Origin of the sequence: Nonomuraea sp. B12E4 (assembly GCF_039871825.1) — a bacterium.
GTDB lineage: Bacteria > Actinomycetota > Actinomycetes > Streptosporangiales > Streptosporangiaceae > Nonomuraea.
Genome location: NZ_JBDPME010000001.1, coordinates 369,519 through 384,846 on the forward strand (window position 1 = coordinate 369,519; position 15,328 = coordinate 384,846).

General features: G+C 70.8%; 19 protein-coding genes and 1 pseudogene. 12 read left to right on the top strand and 8 right to left on the bottom strand.

Features of this window, described 5'->3' with window-relative positions:
* Positions 1-260: 260 nt before the first annotated feature.
* On the top strand, positions 261-536 hold the full coding sequence (locus tag ABGB18_RS01565) for a hypothetical protein (protein WP_347693453.1): 276 nt from the start codon (positions 261-263) through the stop codon (positions 534-536).
* Between the two features lie 422 nt (positions 537-958).
* Here the strand turns inward: ABGB18_RS01565 and ABGB18_RS01570 are convergent, their stop codons facing one another.
* Complete coding sequence (locus ABGB18_RS01570; RefSeq protein WP_347693454.1) at positions 959-1,471, bottom strand: DUF4396 domain-containing protein; 513 nt, start codon at positions 1,469-1,471, stop codon at positions 959-961.
* Positions 1,472-1,675: 204 nt separating this feature from the next.
* On the opposite strand from ABGB18_RS01570, the gene ABGB18_RS01575 reads away from it, so the two are divergent.
* Genes ABGB18_RS01575 through ABGB18_RS01590 form a run of 4 tightly spaced genes read left to right on the top strand, consistent with a single transcriptional unit; the run spans position 1,676 to position 5,407 of the window.
* A complete protein-coding gene (locus ABGB18_RS01575; RefSeq protein ID WP_347694285.1) occupies positions 1,676-1,957 on the top strand; it encodes a metal-sensitive transcriptional regulator in 282 nt (93 codons plus the stop codon).
* Positions 1,958-1,981: 24 nt separating this feature from the next.
* Positions 1,982-2,194 (top strand): heavy metal-associated domain-containing protein, encoded by a 213-nt coding sequence (locus tag ABGB18_RS01580; protein WP_347693455.1) that lies wholly within the window; start codon positions 1,982-1,984, stop codon positions 2,192-2,194.
* Positions 2,191-3,162, top strand: a complete 972-nt coding sequence (locus tag ABGB18_RS01585; protein WP_347693456.1) for a hypothetical protein — start codon at positions 2,191-2,193, stop codon at positions 3,160-3,162. The genes ABGB18_RS01580 and ABGB18_RS01585 overlap by 4 nt, the downstream gene beginning before the upstream one ends.
* Positions 3,163-3,181: 19 nt before the next feature.
* The gene (locus ABGB18_RS01590; protein WP_347693457.1) at positions 3,182-5,407 is read left to right on the top strand and encodes a heavy metal translocating P-type ATPase; all 2,226 of its coding nucleotides are present in this window, start codon (positions 3,182-3,184) and stop codon (positions 5,405-5,407) included.
* A gap of 79 nt (positions 5,408-5,486) precedes the next feature.
* Here the strand turns inward: ABGB18_RS01590 and ABGB18_RS01595 are convergent, their stop codons facing one another.
* A complete protein-coding gene (locus ABGB18_RS01595) occupies positions 5,487-6,155 on the bottom strand; it encodes a helix-turn-helix domain-containing protein (protein WP_347693458.1) in 669 nt (222 codons plus the stop codon).
* A gap of 163 nt (positions 6,156-6,318) precedes the next feature.
* Between ABGB18_RS01595 and ABGB18_RS01600 the strand changes: the two genes are divergently transcribed.
* Positions 6,319-7,518 carry a cytochrome P450 gene (locus tag ABGB18_RS01600; protein WP_347693459.1) on the top strand — a complete coding sequence of 400 codons (1,200 nt, stop codon included), beginning with the start codon at positions 6,319-6,321 and terminating at the stop codon, positions 7,516-7,518.
* Between the two features lie 75 nt (positions 7,519-7,593).
* Positions 7,594-7,770, top strand: a pseudogene (locus tag ABGB18_RS01605) (hypothetical protein); the annotation flags it as partial.
* A 287-nt stretch (positions 7,771-8,057) separates the two neighbouring features.
* Here the strand turns inward: ABGB18_RS01605 and ABGB18_RS01610 are convergent.
* Positions 8,058-8,252, bottom strand: a complete 195-nt coding sequence (locus tag ABGB18_RS01610; protein ID WP_347694286.1) for a CsbD family protein — start codon at positions 8,250-8,252, stop codon at positions 8,058-8,060.
* Between the two features lie 149 nt (positions 8,253-8,401).
* Here ABGB18_RS01610 and ABGB18_RS01615 point away from each other — a divergent pair, with 149 nt between their 5' ends.
* The 3 genes from ABGB18_RS01615 to ABGB18_RS01625 are packed head-to-tail and all read left to right on the top strand — an operon-like array spanning position 8,402 to position 10,019.
* On the top strand, positions 8,402-8,704 hold the full coding sequence (locus ABGB18_RS01615; protein WP_347693460.1) for a 4a-hydroxytetrahydrobiopterin dehydratase: 303 nt from the start codon (positions 8,402-8,404) through the stop codon (positions 8,702-8,704).
* 9 nt (positions 8,705-8,713) lie between these two features.
* Complete coding sequence (locus ABGB18_RS01620) at positions 8,714-9,136, top strand: ABC transporter substrate-binding protein (RefSeq protein ID WP_347693461.1); 423 nt, start codon at positions 8,714-8,716, stop codon at positions 9,134-9,136.
* 49 nt (positions 9,137-9,185) lie between these two features.
* The gene (locus ABGB18_RS01625; protein WP_347693462.1) at positions 9,186-10,019 is read left to right on the top strand and encodes an amidohydrolase family protein; all 834 of its coding nucleotides are present in this window, start codon (positions 9,186-9,188) and stop codon (positions 10,017-10,019) included.
* A 137-nt stretch (positions 10,020-10,156) separates the two neighbouring features.
* Here ABGB18_RS01625 and ABGB18_RS01630 read toward each other — a convergent pair whose 3' ends face one another.
* The 3 genes from ABGB18_RS01630 to ABGB18_RS01640 all read right to left on the bottom strand — a co-directional run bounded on the left by ABGB18_RS01630 (position 10,157) and on the right by ABGB18_RS01640 (position 11,644).
* Positions 10,157-10,693 carry a dioxygenase gene (locus ABGB18_RS01630; protein WP_347693463.1) on the bottom strand — a complete coding sequence of 179 codons (537 nt, stop codon included), beginning with the start codon at positions 10,691-10,693 and terminating at the stop codon, positions 10,157-10,159.
* Complete coding sequence (locus ABGB18_RS01635) at positions 10,690-10,827, bottom strand: hypothetical protein (protein WP_347693464.1); 138 nt, start codon at positions 10,825-10,827, stop codon at positions 10,690-10,692. The genes ABGB18_RS01630 and ABGB18_RS01635 overlap by 4 nt, the downstream gene beginning before the upstream one ends.
* Before the next feature lie 112 nt (positions 10,828-10,939).
* Positions 10,940-11,644: a class II aldolase/adducin family protein gene (locus tag ABGB18_RS01640; RefSeq protein WP_347693465.1), complete on the bottom strand. Its 705-nt coding sequence runs from the start codon at positions 11,642-11,644 to the stop codon at positions 10,940-10,942.
* A 296-nt stretch (positions 11,645-11,940) separates the two neighbouring features.
* On the opposite strand from ABGB18_RS01640, the gene ABGB18_RS01645 reads away from it, so the two are divergent.
* Together ABGB18_RS01645 and ABGB18_RS01650 are read left to right on the top strand one after the other, a co-directional pair.
* Positions 11,941-12,669, top strand: a complete 729-nt coding sequence (locus ABGB18_RS01645; RefSeq protein ID WP_347693466.1) for a dienelactone hydrolase family protein — start codon at positions 11,941-11,943, stop codon at positions 12,667-12,669.
* Positions 12,670-12,775: 106 nt separating this feature from the next.
* Positions 12,776-13,354 (top strand): transposase, encoded by a 579-nt coding sequence (locus ABGB18_RS01650; RefSeq protein WP_347693467.1) that lies wholly within the window; start codon positions 12,776-12,778, stop codon positions 13,352-13,354.
* A 104-nt stretch (positions 13,355-13,458) separates the two neighbouring features.
* Here the strand turns inward: ABGB18_RS01650 and ABGB18_RS01655 are convergent, their stop codons facing one another.
* Positions 13,459-13,608, bottom strand: coding sequence for a GPGG-motif small membrane protein (locus tag ABGB18_RS01655; RefSeq protein WP_347693468.1), 150 nt, complete (start codon positions 13,606-13,608; stop codon positions 13,459-13,461).
* 141 nt (positions 13,609-13,749) lie between these two features.
* The gene (locus ABGB18_RS01660) at positions 13,750-15,231 is read right to left on the bottom strand and encodes a cryptochrome/photolyase family protein (protein WP_347693469.1); all 1,482 of its coding nucleotides are present in this window, start codon (positions 15,229-15,231) and stop codon (positions 13,750-13,752) included.
* Positions 15,232-15,328 lie beyond the last annotated feature (97 nt).

Below are 15,328 nucleotides of genomic sequence, written 5' to 3' on the forward strand. Positions count from 1 at the left end.
TGATCAAACCGCTCGTGCTCGGGTTGGAGACGCGGCCAGGCAGCGCATCGGGGAGCACGGCTTCGGGTGGGGCGACGATCCGCGGGACCGTTGAGACCGCCGGCGTGTCGTCCGGGCCGGTGCGCCACCATTTCGGCTCCAACAAGGACTCCGGCTGACTTCACCGGCCTACGGCCACCGCATGACTGGAGCTGTACCTTCGCTGTCTGGACGGCCGTGACCGGCGTCCCATCCTCCGCGATCCATGGCCGCACGGAGCCGTGCAGCGAAACAACATCTCCTCGCAGACCAAGAAGCTCCACGAGAAGCGTCCGTCAGCGCTCTTCAAGAAATTCGGCATCGAGGAGAAGTGGACGCTCGACGACGCGCGAGCAGCCGAGAGTCTCGACGACCGCCTGCGCTTCATGGAAAAGGAGAACCAGCTGGACACACCCTTGCTCGCCCGCACACCGCTGTACTGCCGGATGCTCTGCGCGCTGATCAGAATGGTTCCGTCGATGAGAGAGAGCGGCTGGATAATCCGCTACCAGTTCTGACAGCGTCCGCATGGCTCCTGGCCGAGCGCGTTCGTGTCGAGGGCTTGCACCCGCGAGCCCTTCCAGTGCGGGCCCGACGGCCCGTGGCCGCGGCGGACCGGCCGCCGCATGCCCCTCCAGGTGCAGGTCGGGGCAGTCTCGCCCCCGCGCGGTTCGGCTCGGCCAGGATGAGTGCGGTCCCAGGTTCGCCGCGGGCATGGAGATAGGGCGCCGCGCCCTCGGTGCGGGCGGGCGGCCGGGTGGAGGAGAGCCCGCGCATCAGGGAATGGCATCGGTTTTCCCACTGCGCCGGGTCGCCCTCGCACGCCTCGACGTAGCCGAGCGTGACCGCGAGGCTCAGGACGACCACTCCACCGGCCGCTTCGGAAAGGGCCGTCACGGAGAAGCGCGCACGCCTGGCAAGTGCCGACCGGCGTGGCCGATCAGTGGCCGTGGTACTGGTGCGTCACCGCGTGGCCCTTGCCCCGGGAGATCAGCCACTTGTTCACCGGCGTGGTCAGCACGAAGGCCACCAGCAACGACCCGGCCAGCGCCCCCCAGAACAGCCGGCTGGTCAGCCCCGCGTCCATCGCGCCGGGCACGGACACCATCACGGCGTTGTCCAGGACCTCCATCACCGCGATGGACACGGTGTCCGCGGCCAGCGCGACCTTCAACGCCGTGCGGAAGCCGACTCCGGCCCGCAACACGCCACGCATGGTCAGCGCGTAGCCGAACACGAACGCCAGCGCCACCGCCAGCACCACCGTCGCGAGGTTGGACATGCCGGCGGCGGTGCCGATGACCATGCCCAGCACCTCGCCGATGGCACAGCCCGTCAGGCAGTGCAGGGTCGCCTGCGCGGCCATCGCCCATGTGGCCGCGGCTGGGGCGGCGTGATCGTGCCCCGCGGGGCGAGCCTGGGAGCTTGAACGAGGGTGATCGCTGTGGTCCATGGCGATGCTCCTTGGTCGTCCGGCGTCGAGTCGGCTGTCCAGCCACAGTACTGTCGGGGGGTATGCGGGCGGCAATGGGGTGCGCCCGCGGACGACCTGTGGTCTGTCCACCTGGGGGATCCCGCCTGACACGCGATCCGGCGATTGCGCGGAATACCGTAGGGGGGTATGGTGTTGTTCAGGGCGATGGAGGAAGGGGTGGACATGGCCGGATACAGCGGTAGCAAGCAGGATCACGCGATGCGGCTGCGCCGGATCGAAGGGCAGGTCCGCGGCCTGCAGAAGATGGTCGAGGACGACAAATACTGCATCGACATCCTGACCCAGGTGTCGGCGGCGACCAGCGCGCTGAAGTCGTTCTCCCTGTCGCTGCTCGAGGAGCACCTCGCCCACTGCGTGGCCGAGGCCACCCAGAAGGGCGGCCCGGAGGCGGAGGCCAAGGTCAAGGAGGCCTCCGACGCCATCGCCAGACTTGTTCGTTCGTGATCGACGCGGATTGAGGAGATCGATATGAGCACCACCGCCACGTACACCGTCAAGGGCATGACCTGCGGCCACTGCGTCAGCTCGGTCAAGGAGGAGGTCGGTGAGGTGGCCGGTGTCACCCAGGTCGAGGTGGACCTGGCGACCGGGCTGCTGACCGTGGACAGCGACGGCCCCATCGACCCGGCGCGCATCGTCGCCGCGGTGGAGGAGGCCGGATACGAAGTGGCGAACCAGTGAACACCGCGGCCAAGCTCGGCTCCTACGTCCTGGGCCTGGCCGTCGTCTTCGGCGGCGCGCTGGGCGCGGGCAAGGTCGTGGGGCCGGTCGGGACGCCCCCGGCCGAGGCTCACGCCGCCATGACGGCGCCCACGAAGGAGACGGCTGGGAGCGTGGGTCACGGGGGCCACGCCACCCAGCAGGCGAAGAGCGATACCCCCGGGGGGCTCCAAGTGTCCGAGAACGGCTACACCCTCAACCCGCTCACCCCGACGATCACACCCGGCGAGCCGGCCGACTTCCGCTTCAGCGTGACCGGCCCCGACGGCAGGCCGGTGACCGATTTCCAGGTCGAGCACGACAAGAAGCTGCACTTCATCGTCGTCTCCCGCGATCTGGAGACCTTCCAGCACCTGCACCCCGAGATGGCGCCCGACGGCGTCTGGTCGGTCAAGCTGAAGCTGCCGGACGCCGGACCGTACCGGGCCTTCGCCGACTTCGCGCCCACCGGTGGCAGCGCCCTGACGCTGGGCGCCGACCTGGCCGCGGCGGGCGACTACGCGCCCAGGCCGCTGCGGGCCGCGAGCCGGACCGCTACGGTCGACGGCTATGAGGTGACCCTCGACGGCGATCTGATCCCCGGCCGGGCGAGCAAGCTCACCCTCAAGGTCAGCAAGGACGGCAAGCCGGTCACCGACCTGCAGCCCTACCTCGGCGCCTACGGCCACCTGGTGGCCCTGCGCGCCCGGGACCTGGCCTACCTGCACGTCCACCCCGACGGCGAGCCCGGCGACGGCAGGACCAAGGCCGGTCCCGAGATCGTTTTCTACGCCGAGGTGCCCAGCATCGGCGACTACCGCCTCTTCCTGGACTTCCAGCACGGGGGCGAGGTCCGTACCGCCGACTTCACCGTGGGCGTCGGCGACCGCCCCGCCGTCCCCTCGGACGCCCCGAGCGGGCACGGCGACGACGGCGACCACGGCCACTGAGCAAGAGAGGAGAACGGTGATGTCACAGGTCACCGATGACCGGCAGCACGCGGTCGAGCTCTCGATCGGCGGCATGACCTGCGCCTCGTGCGCCAACCGCATCGAGCGCAAGCTCAACAAACTGGACGGCGTCACCGCGACGGTCAACTACGCGACGGAGAAGGCGAAGGTCACCTTCCCCGAGGCCGTCGACCCGCGGCAGCTCATCGCCGAAGTGGAGAAGGCCGGCTACACGGCGGCGCTGCCCGCCCCGCCCCAGGCGGAGACGGCCGGGCAGGAGCCGGAGGACGAGTTCCGGCCGCTGCGCGACCGCCTCGTCACGGCGGTCGTCCTGGCCGTGCCGGTGATCGCGATGGCGATGATCCCGCCGCTGCAGTTCACCAACTGGCAGTGGTTGTCGCTGGTGCTGGCCGCCCCCGTGGTGGTGTACGCGGGATGGCCGTTCCACAAGGCCGCCTGGACCAACCTGCGGCACGGCGCGGCGACCATGGACACGCTGATCTCGCTCGGCACCATCGCGGCGCTGGGCTGGTCGCTGTGGGCGCTGTTCTTCGGTACGGCGGGCACGCCGGGGATGACGCACCCGTTCGCGTTCACCATCGAGCGCACCGACGGGTCGGGCAACATCTACCTGGAGGCCGCGGCGGGGGTGACGGCGTTCATCCTGGCCGGGCGCTACTTCGAGGCCCGGTCCAAGCGCCGGGCCGGCGCGGCGCTGCGGGCCCTGCTGGAGCTGGGCGCCAAGGACGTGGAGCTGGCCGACGGCCGGCGCGTCCCGGTCGAGCAGCTCAAGGCGGGGGACCGGTTCGTGGTCCGGCCGGGCGAGAAGATCGCCACGGACGGTGTGGTCGAGGAGGGCACCTCGGCCGTGGACGCCTCGATGCTGACCGGCGAGTCGGTGCCGGTCGAGGTCGGGGTGGGCGACGCCGTCACCGGCGCCACCGTGAACGCGGGCGGCCGGCTGGTCGTCCGCGCCACCCGGGTCGGCGCCGACACCCAGCTCGCCCAGATGGCCAGGCTGGTGGAGGACGCGCAGACCGGCAAGGCGCAGGTGCAGCGGCTCGCCGACCGCATCTCCGGCATCTTCGTCCCCGTGGTGATCGCGCTGGCCCTGGGCACGCTGGGCTTCTGGCTCGGCACCGGCGACGGGGTGGGCGCCGCCTTCACTGCGGCGGTGGCGGTGCTGATCATCGCCTGCCCGTGCGCGCTGGGCCTGGCCACGCCGACCGCGCTGCTGGTCGGGACGGGCCGGGGCGCCCAGCTCGGCATCCTGATCAAGGGGCCGGAGGTGCTGGAGTCCACCCGCAAGATCGACACCGTGGTGCTGGACAAGACCGGCACGGTCACCGAGGGCAGGATGACGCTGACGGCCGTGCACGTGGCCGAGGGTGAGAGCGAGGAGGAGGTGCTGCGCCTGGCGGGCGCCCTGGAGTACGCCTCCGAGCACCCCATCGCCCAGGCCGTCGCCAAGGGTGCCGCCGGCCGCGTCGGCGAGCTGCCCGCCGTGGAGTCCTTCGCCAACGTCGAGGGGCTGGGCGTGCAGGGCGTCGTGGACGGGCACGCGGTGCTGGTCGGCCGGCCCAGGCTGCTGGCGGAGTGGTCCCAGCACCTGCCCGCCGACCTGGAGCGGGACCTGCACGAGGCGCAGGCCGCCGGCCGTACCGCGGTCGCGGTCGGCTGGGACGGTCAGGCACGGGCGGTGCTGGTGGTGGCCGACGTGGTCAAGCCGACCAGCAAGGAGGCCATCGGCCGGCTCCGCGCGCTCGGTCTCACGCCGGTGCTGCTGACCGGCGACAACGAGGCCGTGGCCAGGACCGTGGCCGCCGAGGTGGGCATCGACGAGGTGATCGCCGAGGTGCTGCCCGCCGACAAGGTGGACGTGGTCAAGAAGCTTCAGGCCGAGGGCAAGGTCGTGGCCATGGTGGGCGACGGGGTCAACGACGCCGCCGCGCTGGCCCAGGCCGACCTGGGGCTGGCCATGGGCACCGGCACCGACGCCGCCATCGAGGCGAGCGATCTCACGCTGGTCCGCGGCGACCTGCGGGTGGCGGCCGACGCCATCCGGCTGTCCCGCCGCACGCTGTCCACCATCAAGGGCAACCTGTTCTGGGCCTTCGCCTACAACGTGGCCGCCCTGCCGCTGGCCGCGCTCGGCCTGCTCAACCCGATGATCGCGGGGGCCGCGATGGCGTTCTCCAGCGTCTTCGTGGTCAGCAACAGCCTGCGGCTGCGCCGCTTCAAGTAGCACGGAGGCGATGGTTCCGCGCGGAGGGCGCGGAACCATCGCCTTTCTGCGCGTCAAGGCCGGGCGTCCGGGCAGGGCGTCATGGCAGGAGGTGACGCCAGCGCTCGGCGGAGGCCAGCGTGTCCAGGCTGATCCGTTCCAGGAACGCCCCGCTCGCGAGCAGCCGGCGTCCCACCGGCGTGTCGGGTCCGAAGACCTCCGCCGCCTGCTTCGTGGCCTCGGCCGCCCCCAGCGTCTGCCGCGAGCCGATCACCGTCGAGCGGTACCACGCGTCGTCGTCCATCACGTAGATGTCGCGCCGCCGCTGCGGATCGCGCTCGCGCCTGGTCATCCCCTGGTCCTCCAGGTAGCCGACGGCCGTGGAGACCGACGCGGGGCTGACCTTGAGCCGGCGGGCCAGGCCGGCCGCGGTGAGCCGGCCGTCGTCGGTGAGCAGCAGGCAGACGAGCACGCGCGCCACCATCTTCGGCAGGCCCATCCCGATGGCCATCGTCACGGCCCCGTCCTCCACCTCGCGCACCGCATCGCCCGGCGCTCCGGGCGTGGGCGGGGACGCGGGCGTGCCGCGCCGTGCCCGCCGCTCCGTCGCCCGGTGCGCCCGCTCGGGCCGGTAGCCGCTCGGGCCGCCGTTGCGGTTGATCTCCCGGCTGATCGTCGAGGTCGGCCGGTCGAGCCGCCGGGCGATCTCGGCATAGGAGAGACCGCCGGCGAGCCCCGCCGCGATGCGGTGGCGGTCCTGCTGGGTCAACCTTCCTCCTGGCATGGCGCCATTATTGCGTTCGCCGTCATTCCATTGCAATGATTCGTTGCGTTCGCGCTCATCGTCATTGCACCGATATCGCGGCCTTTACCTGCTTGTATATGTAATCCCCAATTGACGATCAAGTTGAACGCAACGTAGCTTTCAATGCATGACGAACACGTACTATCGCGAGCATGAGCCGGTCACGCCGTCCTTCGCGCGTCCCGCCGGCTGCCCCTTCGACCCGTCCCCGGAGATCACCGCGCTGCGCGCCGAGCTGCCGGTCGCGCGCCTGGCCGCGCCCGAGGGCGCGCCCGGCGTCTGGCTGGTCACCGGCTACGAGCTGGTCCGCAAGATCCTCGCCGACCCGCGCTTCAGCTCCCGGTACGAGACGCAGTGCCACCCGCTCATGGGCGCCCACCTGCCGCCCGCGCCGATCGGCGACCTGACCGGCATGGACGCGCCCGAGCACACCCGCATCCGCAGGATGCTGGCCGGAAAGTTCACCGTCCGCAGGATGAACCAGCTCACCGAGCGTGCCACCGAGATCACCCAGGCCCACCTCGACGCGATGGAGAAGCAGGGGCCGCCGGCCGACCTGGTGCGGGTCTTCGCCCATCCCATCCCCGCCCAGATGATCTGCGAACTGCTCGGCGTGCCGTACGAGGAGCGCGACGCCTTCGTCGGCTTCGCCCAGTCCGCCTCCAACGGCGACGACCTCGGGACGCAGCTCGCGGCCTTCGCCCAGCTCAGCGAATACCTGCAGGCCCTCGCCCGCGCCAAGCGGGCCGACCCCACCGACGATCTGCTCAGCGACCTGACCACCAGTGACCTGACCGAAGAGGAGCTCGGTGGCGTGGCCGCCTTCCTGCTCGGCGCGGGCCTGGACACCACCGCCAACATGCTGGCGCTCGGGACCTTCGCGCTGCTGCGGAACCCGGCGCAGTCGAGCGCCCTGCGCGACGACCCCAGCCTGGTCGACGGCGCTGTCGAGGAGCTGCTGCGTTACCTGTCCATCGCCACCACCGGCATGCGCGGCGTGCTGGCGGACGTCGAGCTCGGCGGCGTGCCGATCAAGGCCGGCGACACGGTCATCCTCGCGGTCAACGCCGCCAACCGGGACCCGGCCAAGTTCCCCGACCCCGACGTGCTGGACCTGCGCCGCTCCACCGCCGGGCACCTGGCCTTCGGCCACGGCATCCACCAGTGCCTCGGCCAGCAACTCGCCCGTGTCGAGATGCGCGTCGCCTTCCCGGCGCTGCTGGCCCGCTTCCCGTCGCTGCGGCTCGCCGTGCCGGCCGAGGAGGTGCCGCTGCGCGACCCCATCCAGATCTACGGCGTGCACAGCCTGCCGGTCACCTGGGAGTGAACCGACCCCGGCCCGATCCCGGTCCCCGGGCCGCCTCGGAGCAGGGGTGGACAGCGCCGCCGGCGGCATGATCGCATGGGCTTGCGGCCTGGAACCGGCGCTGCGGCACGGCCAGAAGCTCTTCACCATCGAGGGCTACAACACCGCCGCCTCTACCGGGTGCCGGACACCACCCAGCTGTACCAGCTCTCCCGCGAGATCGTCTTCTGCACCGATCCGAATGACCCGACGCGCATCCTGCGGGAGTGGCACAACCCCATCGACCGGAAGACCTATCCGGTCATTCCCATCAACAACGACACGGTGAACTTCGGTCCGTTCGAGGTCACCCCGTCCTACGCCGGCCCGCCGCCGCGCCGGACGCACGACGAGAGCGTGTGGACCAGCGACATCCTGGTGCGCACCGACTTCGCTGGGCGCGTACGAGCCCGTGGGCGCCGCGCCGGCACCCAGGCGGCAGGCCGAAAGTGGAAGGTCGCGCCAAGCGGGGCCCGCCGGGCCCGGCTTGGCGCGAGGTGCTACGCGACGGGAGCGGGTGGTCACTTCTTGAAGGCGTCCTTGACCTTCTTCCCGGCGTCCTTGACCTTCTCGCCGGCCTGCCTCAGGCCCCCCTCGCTCCGATCCGCGCGCCCTTCGGCCCGCAGTTCCTCATCGTCGGTGGCGTCGCCGAGGTTCTCCTTCGCGCGCCCCTTGAGCTCCTGGGCCTTGTTGCGGATCTTGTCGTTGGTGCTCATCTTCCTGCCTTTCTGATCTGATCCCCCTAAGGCCCTGTACTTTCCGACAAGGAGGGACGAAAACGTACTTTCGGCCAGGTGAGGGGGCGTGTGAACGCTTCGGGCGGTGGTAGGGCCCCGGTGAGGACCGACGAGCACAGGAGGACACCGTGGCCGGACGCCTGAGCGGTGAGGAGATCGAGACGGCGCTGGCGGCGCTGCAGGGGTGGCGCAGGGAAGGGGAGGCCCTGGTACGGGACATCCCGATCACGCCCGACAACTACGGCTGGCTGAGCGAGGCCGTGATGAACGAGGCGGACGCGATGGATCACCATCCGGGCATCGAGCGGACCGGGGAGGGCATCCGGTTCCGGGTCTCGACGCACAGCGCGGGCGGGGTGACCCCGCTGGACGTGGAACTGGCCGCCCGGATCGATCAGGTCGTCGAGGGGGCGGCCAGAGACCGGGGGTGAGGTTCACCGATGGGCGCCCTGGCCAGCTCCTCCGACGCGCTGCTGTTCATCGCGGAGAAGAAGGGCTACTTCGCCGACCAGGGCCTCCGGGTGGAGTCCGTGAGGTTCGACTCCGCCGCGCAGGTGATCGCACCCCTGGGGTCCGGGCAACCGGACATCGGGGCGGGCGCGCCGTCGGCCGGCTTCTGCAACGCCGTGGCCCGCGGCATCGACGTGCGCATCGTGGCCGACAAGGCCAAGCTCGCCGGGGGCTACAACTTCCTGCCCATCCTCGTCCGGAAGGACCTCGCCGGCTCGGGCAAGGTGCAGCAGATCGGGGACCTCAAGGGCCTGAAGGTCGCCGAGCCGGCGCAGGCCACGGCGACGTCGTCGATGGTGTCCGCCGTCCTGGGGTCGGCGAACCTCAGGTACAACGACGTCAGCCAACCGTAGGTGAAGGCGGCGAAGTACTGCAGCGACGCGGTCCAGCACGCGGGCCGTGATGGCCGGACCCCGTCCGGGTGCCGGCGCCGAGCGCAACGCCGAGATGGCGCGCATCGCCAACGAGGGCATGGCGGAGCTGGTCCAGAACCACCCCGACCGGTTCGCGGGGTTCTGCGCCGCCGTCTCGCTCGACGACGTCGACCGGGCGATCAAGGAGGTCGACTACGCCTTCGACAGCCTGAACGCGGTCGGCGTCCAGATCTACTGCCACGTCAACCGGGGGCCGATGGACGACCCCCGGTACGACCCGTTCTGGGAGACGCTCGCCGGCAGCGGGAAGATGATCCAGGTCCACCCCAACAGGAACTCCTCGTGGCCGGACTACCCGACCGAGGAACGCTCCAAGTTCGAGATCTGGTGGGCGCTCGGCTGGGAGTACGACCTGTCCGCGTTCATGGCCCGCATGGTCTTCTCGGGCGCCTTCGAGCGCTGGCCGGACCTGAAGTTCCTGATCCGCCACGGCGGAGCCATGATCCCGCACTTCGCCGGGCGGGTCGGCGCCGGCTGGGACCAGTTGGGCAGCCGGACGCCGGAGAGCCAGAAGGGCGACGTGGAGGGGTACCCGCTGACGAAGCGGCCCTTCGAGTACTTCAAGAACTTCTACGCCGACACCGCCTGCTTCGGCGCCGGGGACGCGCTCCGGACCTCGATCCGGTTCCACGGCCATGACCGGGTGGTGTTCGCGTCGGACAGCCCGTACGACCCCGAGAAGGGCCCGGGCTTCATCCGCGCGACGATCCAGAACATCGAGGAGCTGGACCTCGGCGACGACCAGCGGCAGGACATCTACCACGACAACGCCGTCCGGCTGTTCGGCCTGACCGGGGTGTGAGGGTCTGACCCGCGGCAGCGGCCGGCACCCCGGGAAGGGTGCCGGCCGCGGCACGGCAGAGCGCGGGTCAGGCGCCGGAGGGGGCGAGCGCGATGTCGAAACGCGTCCGCGACCAGGTGCCGCCGACGGCCCGGTCGTCAGGGGTGGGCGTGCCGGCCGGTTGCCGCTCGAAGTCCCTGACCAGGGACTCCTTGACCCGAAGACGGCGTCGGAGCCGAGCAGCGGGGCGTGCCGTCGGGGCCGGTGACGGTGCCCTCGACCCAGCACGGCTCGCCGGGGGCGCCGAAGGACAGGTCCCCGCCGTTGGCGATCTCCGGCGCTCCCTCGACGAAGAACGGCCCGACCACGGTCGCCTCGGTCGCCTCAGCGTAGGCCTGGTTGTTGACCGCGATGGTCTGCATGGAGGCGCCGAGCACGTCGGAGAGCAGGATGAACTCCTGGCGCCTGTCGTCGGTGATGTGACCGGCGGCGGTGAGGAACCCGATCGCCCTGCTCCACTCCTCCTCGGTCAGCCGCGTCTCGCGGATGTAGGCGTGGACGTGCCTGACCAGGCCGACCATCAGCTCCTTCAGCCGAGGGTCCCGGCAGGAGTCGAACGAGCGCGCCACCCGTTCGACCAGCTCTTCCTCACGGGCGGCCTGCTCGGCGGACACGTCGGGGCGCGCAGCGGTCATGGTCTCGCTCCTTCCCAGGCCGCTCGGAGCAGAGCGGTGAGGTTCTCCTCGGTGACGGGTGTGGGGTTGTTCGCGGGGACGGCGGCCATGATCGGGGCCACCGCCCTGGCGATGCCGTCCTCCGGGTTGGCCATATCGAGGATGCTGGGACGGCGGCCGGGCATCAAGGTCCGGCAGGGCTGAACCGAGGCGGGGCGACCGCCGTCTCGGCACCGAGCCTCACCGCGTGCGGGAGCGGCCCGCCCCTTACGGAGACGCCGGATGAGAGCCGAGTGATCGCACCAGGTGGTCCCAGACGGCGCGCAGGGCGTGGTCGGAGTAGATGTGGGCGCGCTTGGCCGCGGACTCCTCCGGGCCCGACCAGGTGGGCCATCCGCCCATGGCGTTGGTGAGCAACTGCTGCCGGCAGGCGCGTTCGAGGAGTACGGCGGTGACGGTCGCGGTCTCCAGGTCCGGGCCCACCGTGACGATCCCGTGGTTGACCAGGAACAGGGCATCGGCCTGGCCGAGCTCGGCCGCCACCTCCCGGCCCAGCTCGGGGGTGAGGATCAGGTCGGCGGTGAGGGTGAAGCGCGGGACCTCGGGCGGCACGAACATGTTCGCCGCGTGGCTGACCGGGCGCAGCGGCTGGTTGGCCGCGGCGAGCGCGACGGCGTACGGTGGGTGCGTGTGGACCACGGCGCCGGCGTCGGGACGGGCGGCGAGGACCTCCGTGTGAATCGGGTACTCGCTGTGCCGCGCGCCGTCACCCTCCAGGACGGCGCCGTCGCGGTCGACCAGATGGACGCGCTCCGCCGTGACCTCCGCCAGGCTCCACTCCGCCGCCTTGATCCAGACGCCCCGGCCCTCCGGGTCGCGTACGGACGCGTGACCCCAGATGAGGTCGTCGTGCCCCTGGTCGGCCAGCACACGGGACGCCATGGCGACGAGCTCGCGCGGCGTTGCGGTCATCGATCGATTCCTTCCAGCCGATATGGCCGTCCACGCCGGCCGCCGGGGCGGCCGCATCCGTGTTTCGCCTGGTAGGCGAGCCGGCGGCCGCTAGGCAGGAAGACTAGTGCCGCATCAGGCAACGTTTGCCCCGATGAGGCTCAAGTAATGATTTTTGTGATACCTTTGGCGCCGCCGTGCAGTACTGCGAATTCGAGGAGGTGAGTCCGATCAACGCTGTGACAGGTCGGGGCTCCCTCCTTTGCATGGTCTAGGGAGCGCCCGCACAAGGCATTCCCGAAAGGCTTGAAACGCTGATGCGCTTCATCTCCCAGACGTCGTCGGACGGCGTCACCGAACAGTTCTTCACCCTCGACGAGATCCCCGGCGTGCTGTGGACGCCGGAAGACGCCTGCGGTACTCGTCCCCTGATTCTGCTGGGCCATGGCGGCGGGCAGCACAAGACGGCCCCCGGCAACGTGTCCCGCGCGCGTCGCTACGCCGCCGAGGGTTTCGCGGTCCTCGCGATCGACGCGCCCAACCACGGCGACCGGCCCCAGGACGAGGAGTTCGGCCGGATCGCGGCCGAGATGCGGGCCGGCATGGCCGCCGGTGATAATCCGGGCGCGCTGGTCTCCGGCATGCACAGCTATCTGGCCGATCAGGCCGTCGCCGACTGGCAGGCAGTCCTGACCGCGGTCCAGCGCCTCGACCAGGTCGGCGTCGGCCCGGTGGGCTACTGTGGCATGTCGATGGGTTGCGGGCTCGGCATCCCGCTCATCGCCGCGGAGCCCCGGATCCGCGTTGCTGTCCTGGGCCTGCTCGGCGTGCATGGGCTGGCCGAAGACGCCGCGCGAATCACCGTGCCGGTGCAGTTCCTGGTCCAGTGGGACGACCAGATGGTGCCGCGGGACCAGAGCCTGGCCCTGTTCGACGCCCTGGCCTCGGCTCACAAGACGCTGCACGCGAACCCCGGCAAGCACGGGGATGTGCCGTCGTTCGAAGAGGACAACTCGCTGAGGTTCTTCACCCAGCATCTGAGTTGAGACGAGATCGCAGTGCCCGGCGCGCTGGGCCGGAAGTCGTTTCCGGCCCAGCGCGTTCGGTCCAGACCGTTCGGCATGGCCGAGCGGGTACAGGTGCGAGAGATCGATGACGACGAGGGAAACCGGCTGCTGCGCATCATCCGGTGCGGCAGCCAAGAGCAAGGATCCCGATCGTGAACCTCGGCCCAGGATCCGCGCCACCTACACCCGCACCCAAGGCATACGGCACCTGTTCGCCGCGTTAGACCTGGGCAAGGACAAGATGTACGGGCACATCAAGAAGCGCAAGCGACGCGGAGAGTTCCTGGAGTTCTGCCGCTATCTGCGCAGCCTCTACCCGCCCGAGGTACGCATCGCGATCATCTGTGACAACTTCAGCCCGCACTTGACGACCAAGAAGGACAAGCGGGTCGGCGAGTGGGCAGAGGCGGACAACGTCGAGATCGCCCACACGCCCACCAGCTCCTCGTGGTTGAACCGCATCGAAGCGCAGTTCACCGCGTTGCGCGAATTCACCCTCAACGGCACCGACCACGCCAGCCACCGCGCAGGGCAGCATGATCCGCCCCTATATCGCCTGGCGAAACCGCAACACCGACAACCCACGCCTACGCCGCATCGTGAAGAGGGCAAACGTGGCCTGACGCGGCACGAGGAGGCAGGAGGCGCCGGTGTCGAGAAGTGATCTGCTCTCCTGCGGGAAGCCCGCAGGAGCCCGATATTCGGTCAGCCGTACCGCGATCGCCGCAGGGCGCCCCCGGCGGGGCGTCCCACGCCCGCGGCCGGACCTCATACGTTGAAGATGCTCACACCGCCGGGTCCGACCAGCAGCCCCACCACGATGAGCACGATGCCCCAGAGAATGTCGCGGCGGGCCAGGAGAACGTAGATGCCTGAGATGACGAGAATGACGGCGATGATCCAGAGAAGAGTAGCCATGCTGGGGGACTGCCCGGGGCTCCAGGGCTAAACAAGCGGACACCCGCCACGTCCATCACGCTTTGATCACGGCCTGGTCGGGACGCGGCAGAAACCTGATCTCCGGATGGGTCGCCGCCCGGGCCAGGTAAGCTGCCCGCCTCAGGGCGGGCCGGTGCCGCGGTCCTGCTCGCGGGCGCACACCTCGTCGAGGTCGGGCAACCGGCGCAGGTTCCTGAGCTGCACGGTCACGCGGGGGTTGCCCTTGAGGCGGTGCTCGTTCCGGGCCAGGAACCACCAGTAGCCCGCGGTGAACGGGCACGCCGTGTCGCCGGTGCGCTCGGCCGGGCGGTAGTCGCAGCCGCCGCAGAAGTCGCTCATCCGGTTGATGTAGGCGCCGCCCGCCGCGTACGGCTTGGTGGCCAGGGTGCCGCCGTCGGCGTACTGGGACATGCCGACCACGTTGGGGATCATCACCCAGTCGTACCCGTCGACGAAGCACCGGTGGAACCAGTCGGCCAGGTCGGCGGGGTGGAAGCCGCGCTGGAGGGCGTAGTTGCCGAGCACCATCAGGCGGACGATGTGGTGCGTGAAGCCGTGGTCGCGGACCTGCTCCAGCGCCCACGACAGGCAGCGGGCCCGCACCGCTCCGGCGTCCAGCTCGCGGAACCACTCCGGCGGCCGGACGTCGGCGGCCAGGCGGTTCTCCGCGCGGTAGGACGGGCCGAGGTGCCAGTAGAGGTGCCAGACGTAGTCGCGCCAGCCGATGAGCTGGCGGACGTACCCCTCGACGCTCGCCAGCGGCGCCCTGCCCGCGCGGTAGGCCGCCTCGGCCGCGCGCACGCACTCCATGGGATCGAGCAGGCCGAGGTTGAGCGCGGCCGACAGCAGGCTGTGCGCCATCACCGGGTCGCCGGCGAGCATGGCGTCCTGGTGGGGGCCGAAGCCGGGCAGCCGGTGGGCCACGAAGTCCGCCAGCGCGGCGAGGGCCTCGGCCCTGGTGGCGGGGAAGGCGCGGGGCGCGTCCCGGCCGACGAAGGCCACGTCCCCGTCGCGCTCCCACCGGGAGAGGTCGTGACGGACCCGCTCGTCGATCTCGTCCTCCGCGGGCCGCCAGGGGCGGGGCGCCTCCAGCCCGCCCGGGGGAGGGGGCTGCCGGTTCTCGGTGTCGAAGTTCCACCGCCCGCCGGCGGGTTCGGCCCCGTCCATGAGGACGTCCAGCCGCCGCCTGGCGTCCCGGTAGAAGTCCTCCATCAGCAGGCGCCGGCGCCCGCGCTCCCGCGCCCACCGGGCGAACTCGGCCTGCGAGCTGGCGAATCCGCGCGGCTCCAGCACCGTGACGTCGGGCAGCCCGGCGACGAAGCCCGCCGCGGCGTACGAGGTGGGACGGCACACCGTCAGCGGCTCGCGTACACCGGCGAGCGCCTCGCCGTAGGTGTCGCATGGGCGGAAGACGGCCTGGTCACCGAGCTCGGCCGCGCGGTGCCGCAGCGCGGAGAGCACCAGGTGGGCCTTCTGACGGTGGAACCGCCTGCGACGCAGCACGGCCCGCGACTCGATCAGCAGCACCGGCTGGCCGGCCGCGTCCAGGAAGTGCTCCCCGAGCTGGTCCGCGAAGATCCAACGCCTGCCGCCGGTGCCCATCGCCCACTTCCCCGTACGAGACTCCCCGCACCACTACGTACCGCTCGTGTGAGGGCGGCACGCCCGGCACAACGTAAAGGCCGGGTGGGCGGAAGCC

What these genes read in the sequence shown, in the direction of transcription:
- ABGB18_RS01590 (WP_347693457.1), top strand. Translation starts at nt 3,182, where the DNA reads ATGTCACAGGTCACCGATGACCGGCAGCACGCGGTCGAGCTCTCGATC.
- ABGB18_RS01660 (WP_347693469.1), bottom strand. Translation starts at nt 15,231, where the DNA reads ATGGGCACCGGCGGCAGGCGTTGGATCTTCGCGGACCAGCTCGGGGAG.
- ABGB18_RS01655 (WP_347693468.1), bottom strand. Translation starts at nt 13,608, where the DNA reads ATGGCTACTCTTCTCTGGATCATCGCCGTCATTCTCGTCATCTCAGGC.
- ABGB18_RS01630 (WP_347693463.1), bottom strand. Translation starts at nt 10,693, where the DNA reads ATGACCGCTGCGCGCCCCGACGTGTCCGCCGAGCAGGCCGCCCGTGAG.
- ABGB18_RS01650 (WP_347693467.1), top strand. Translation starts at nt 12,776, where the DNA reads ATGACGACGAGGGAAACCGGCTGCTGCGCATCATCCGGTGCGGCAGCC.
- ABGB18_RS01645 (WP_347693466.1), top strand. Translation starts at nt 11,941, where the DNA reads ATGCGCTTCATCTCCCAGACGTCGTCGGACGGCGTCACCGAACAGTTC.
- ABGB18_RS01610 (WP_347694286.1), bottom strand. Translation starts at nt 8,252, where the DNA reads ATGAGCACCAACGACAAGATCCGCAACAAGGCCCAGGAGCTCAAGGGG.
- ABGB18_RS01575 (WP_347694285.1), top strand. Translation starts at nt 1,676, where the DNA reads ATGGCCGGATACAGCGGTAGCAAGCAGGATCACGCGATGCGGCTGCGC.
- ABGB18_RS01580 (WP_347693455.1), top strand. Translation starts at nt 1,982, where the DNA reads ATGAGCACCACCGCCACGTACACCGTCAAGGGCATGACCTGCGGCCAC.
- ABGB18_RS01600 (WP_347693459.1), top strand. Translation starts at nt 6,319, where the DNA reads ATGACGAACACGTACTATCGCGAGCATGAGCCGGTCACGCCGTCCTTC.
- ABGB18_RS01625 (WP_347693462.1), top strand. Translation starts at nt 9,186, where the DNA reads ATGGCCGGACCCCGTCCGGGTGCCGGCGCCGAGCGCAACGCCGAGATG.
- ABGB18_RS01635 (WP_347693464.1), bottom strand. Translation starts at nt 10,827, where the DNA reads ATGGCCAACCCGGAGGACGGCATCGCCAGGGCGGTGGCCCCGATCATG.
- ABGB18_RS01640 (WP_347693465.1), bottom strand. Translation starts at nt 11,644, where the DNA reads ATGACCGCAACGCCGCGCGAGCTCGTCGCCATGGCGTCCCGTGTGCTG.
- ABGB18_RS01620 (WP_347693461.1), top strand. Translation starts at nt 8,714, where the DNA reads ATGGGCGCCCTGGCCAGCTCCTCCGACGCGCTGCTGTTCATCGCGGAG.
- ABGB18_RS01570 (WP_347693454.1), bottom strand. Translation starts at nt 1,471, where the DNA reads ATGGACCACAGCGATCACCCTCGTTCAAGCTCCCAGGCTCGCCCCGCG.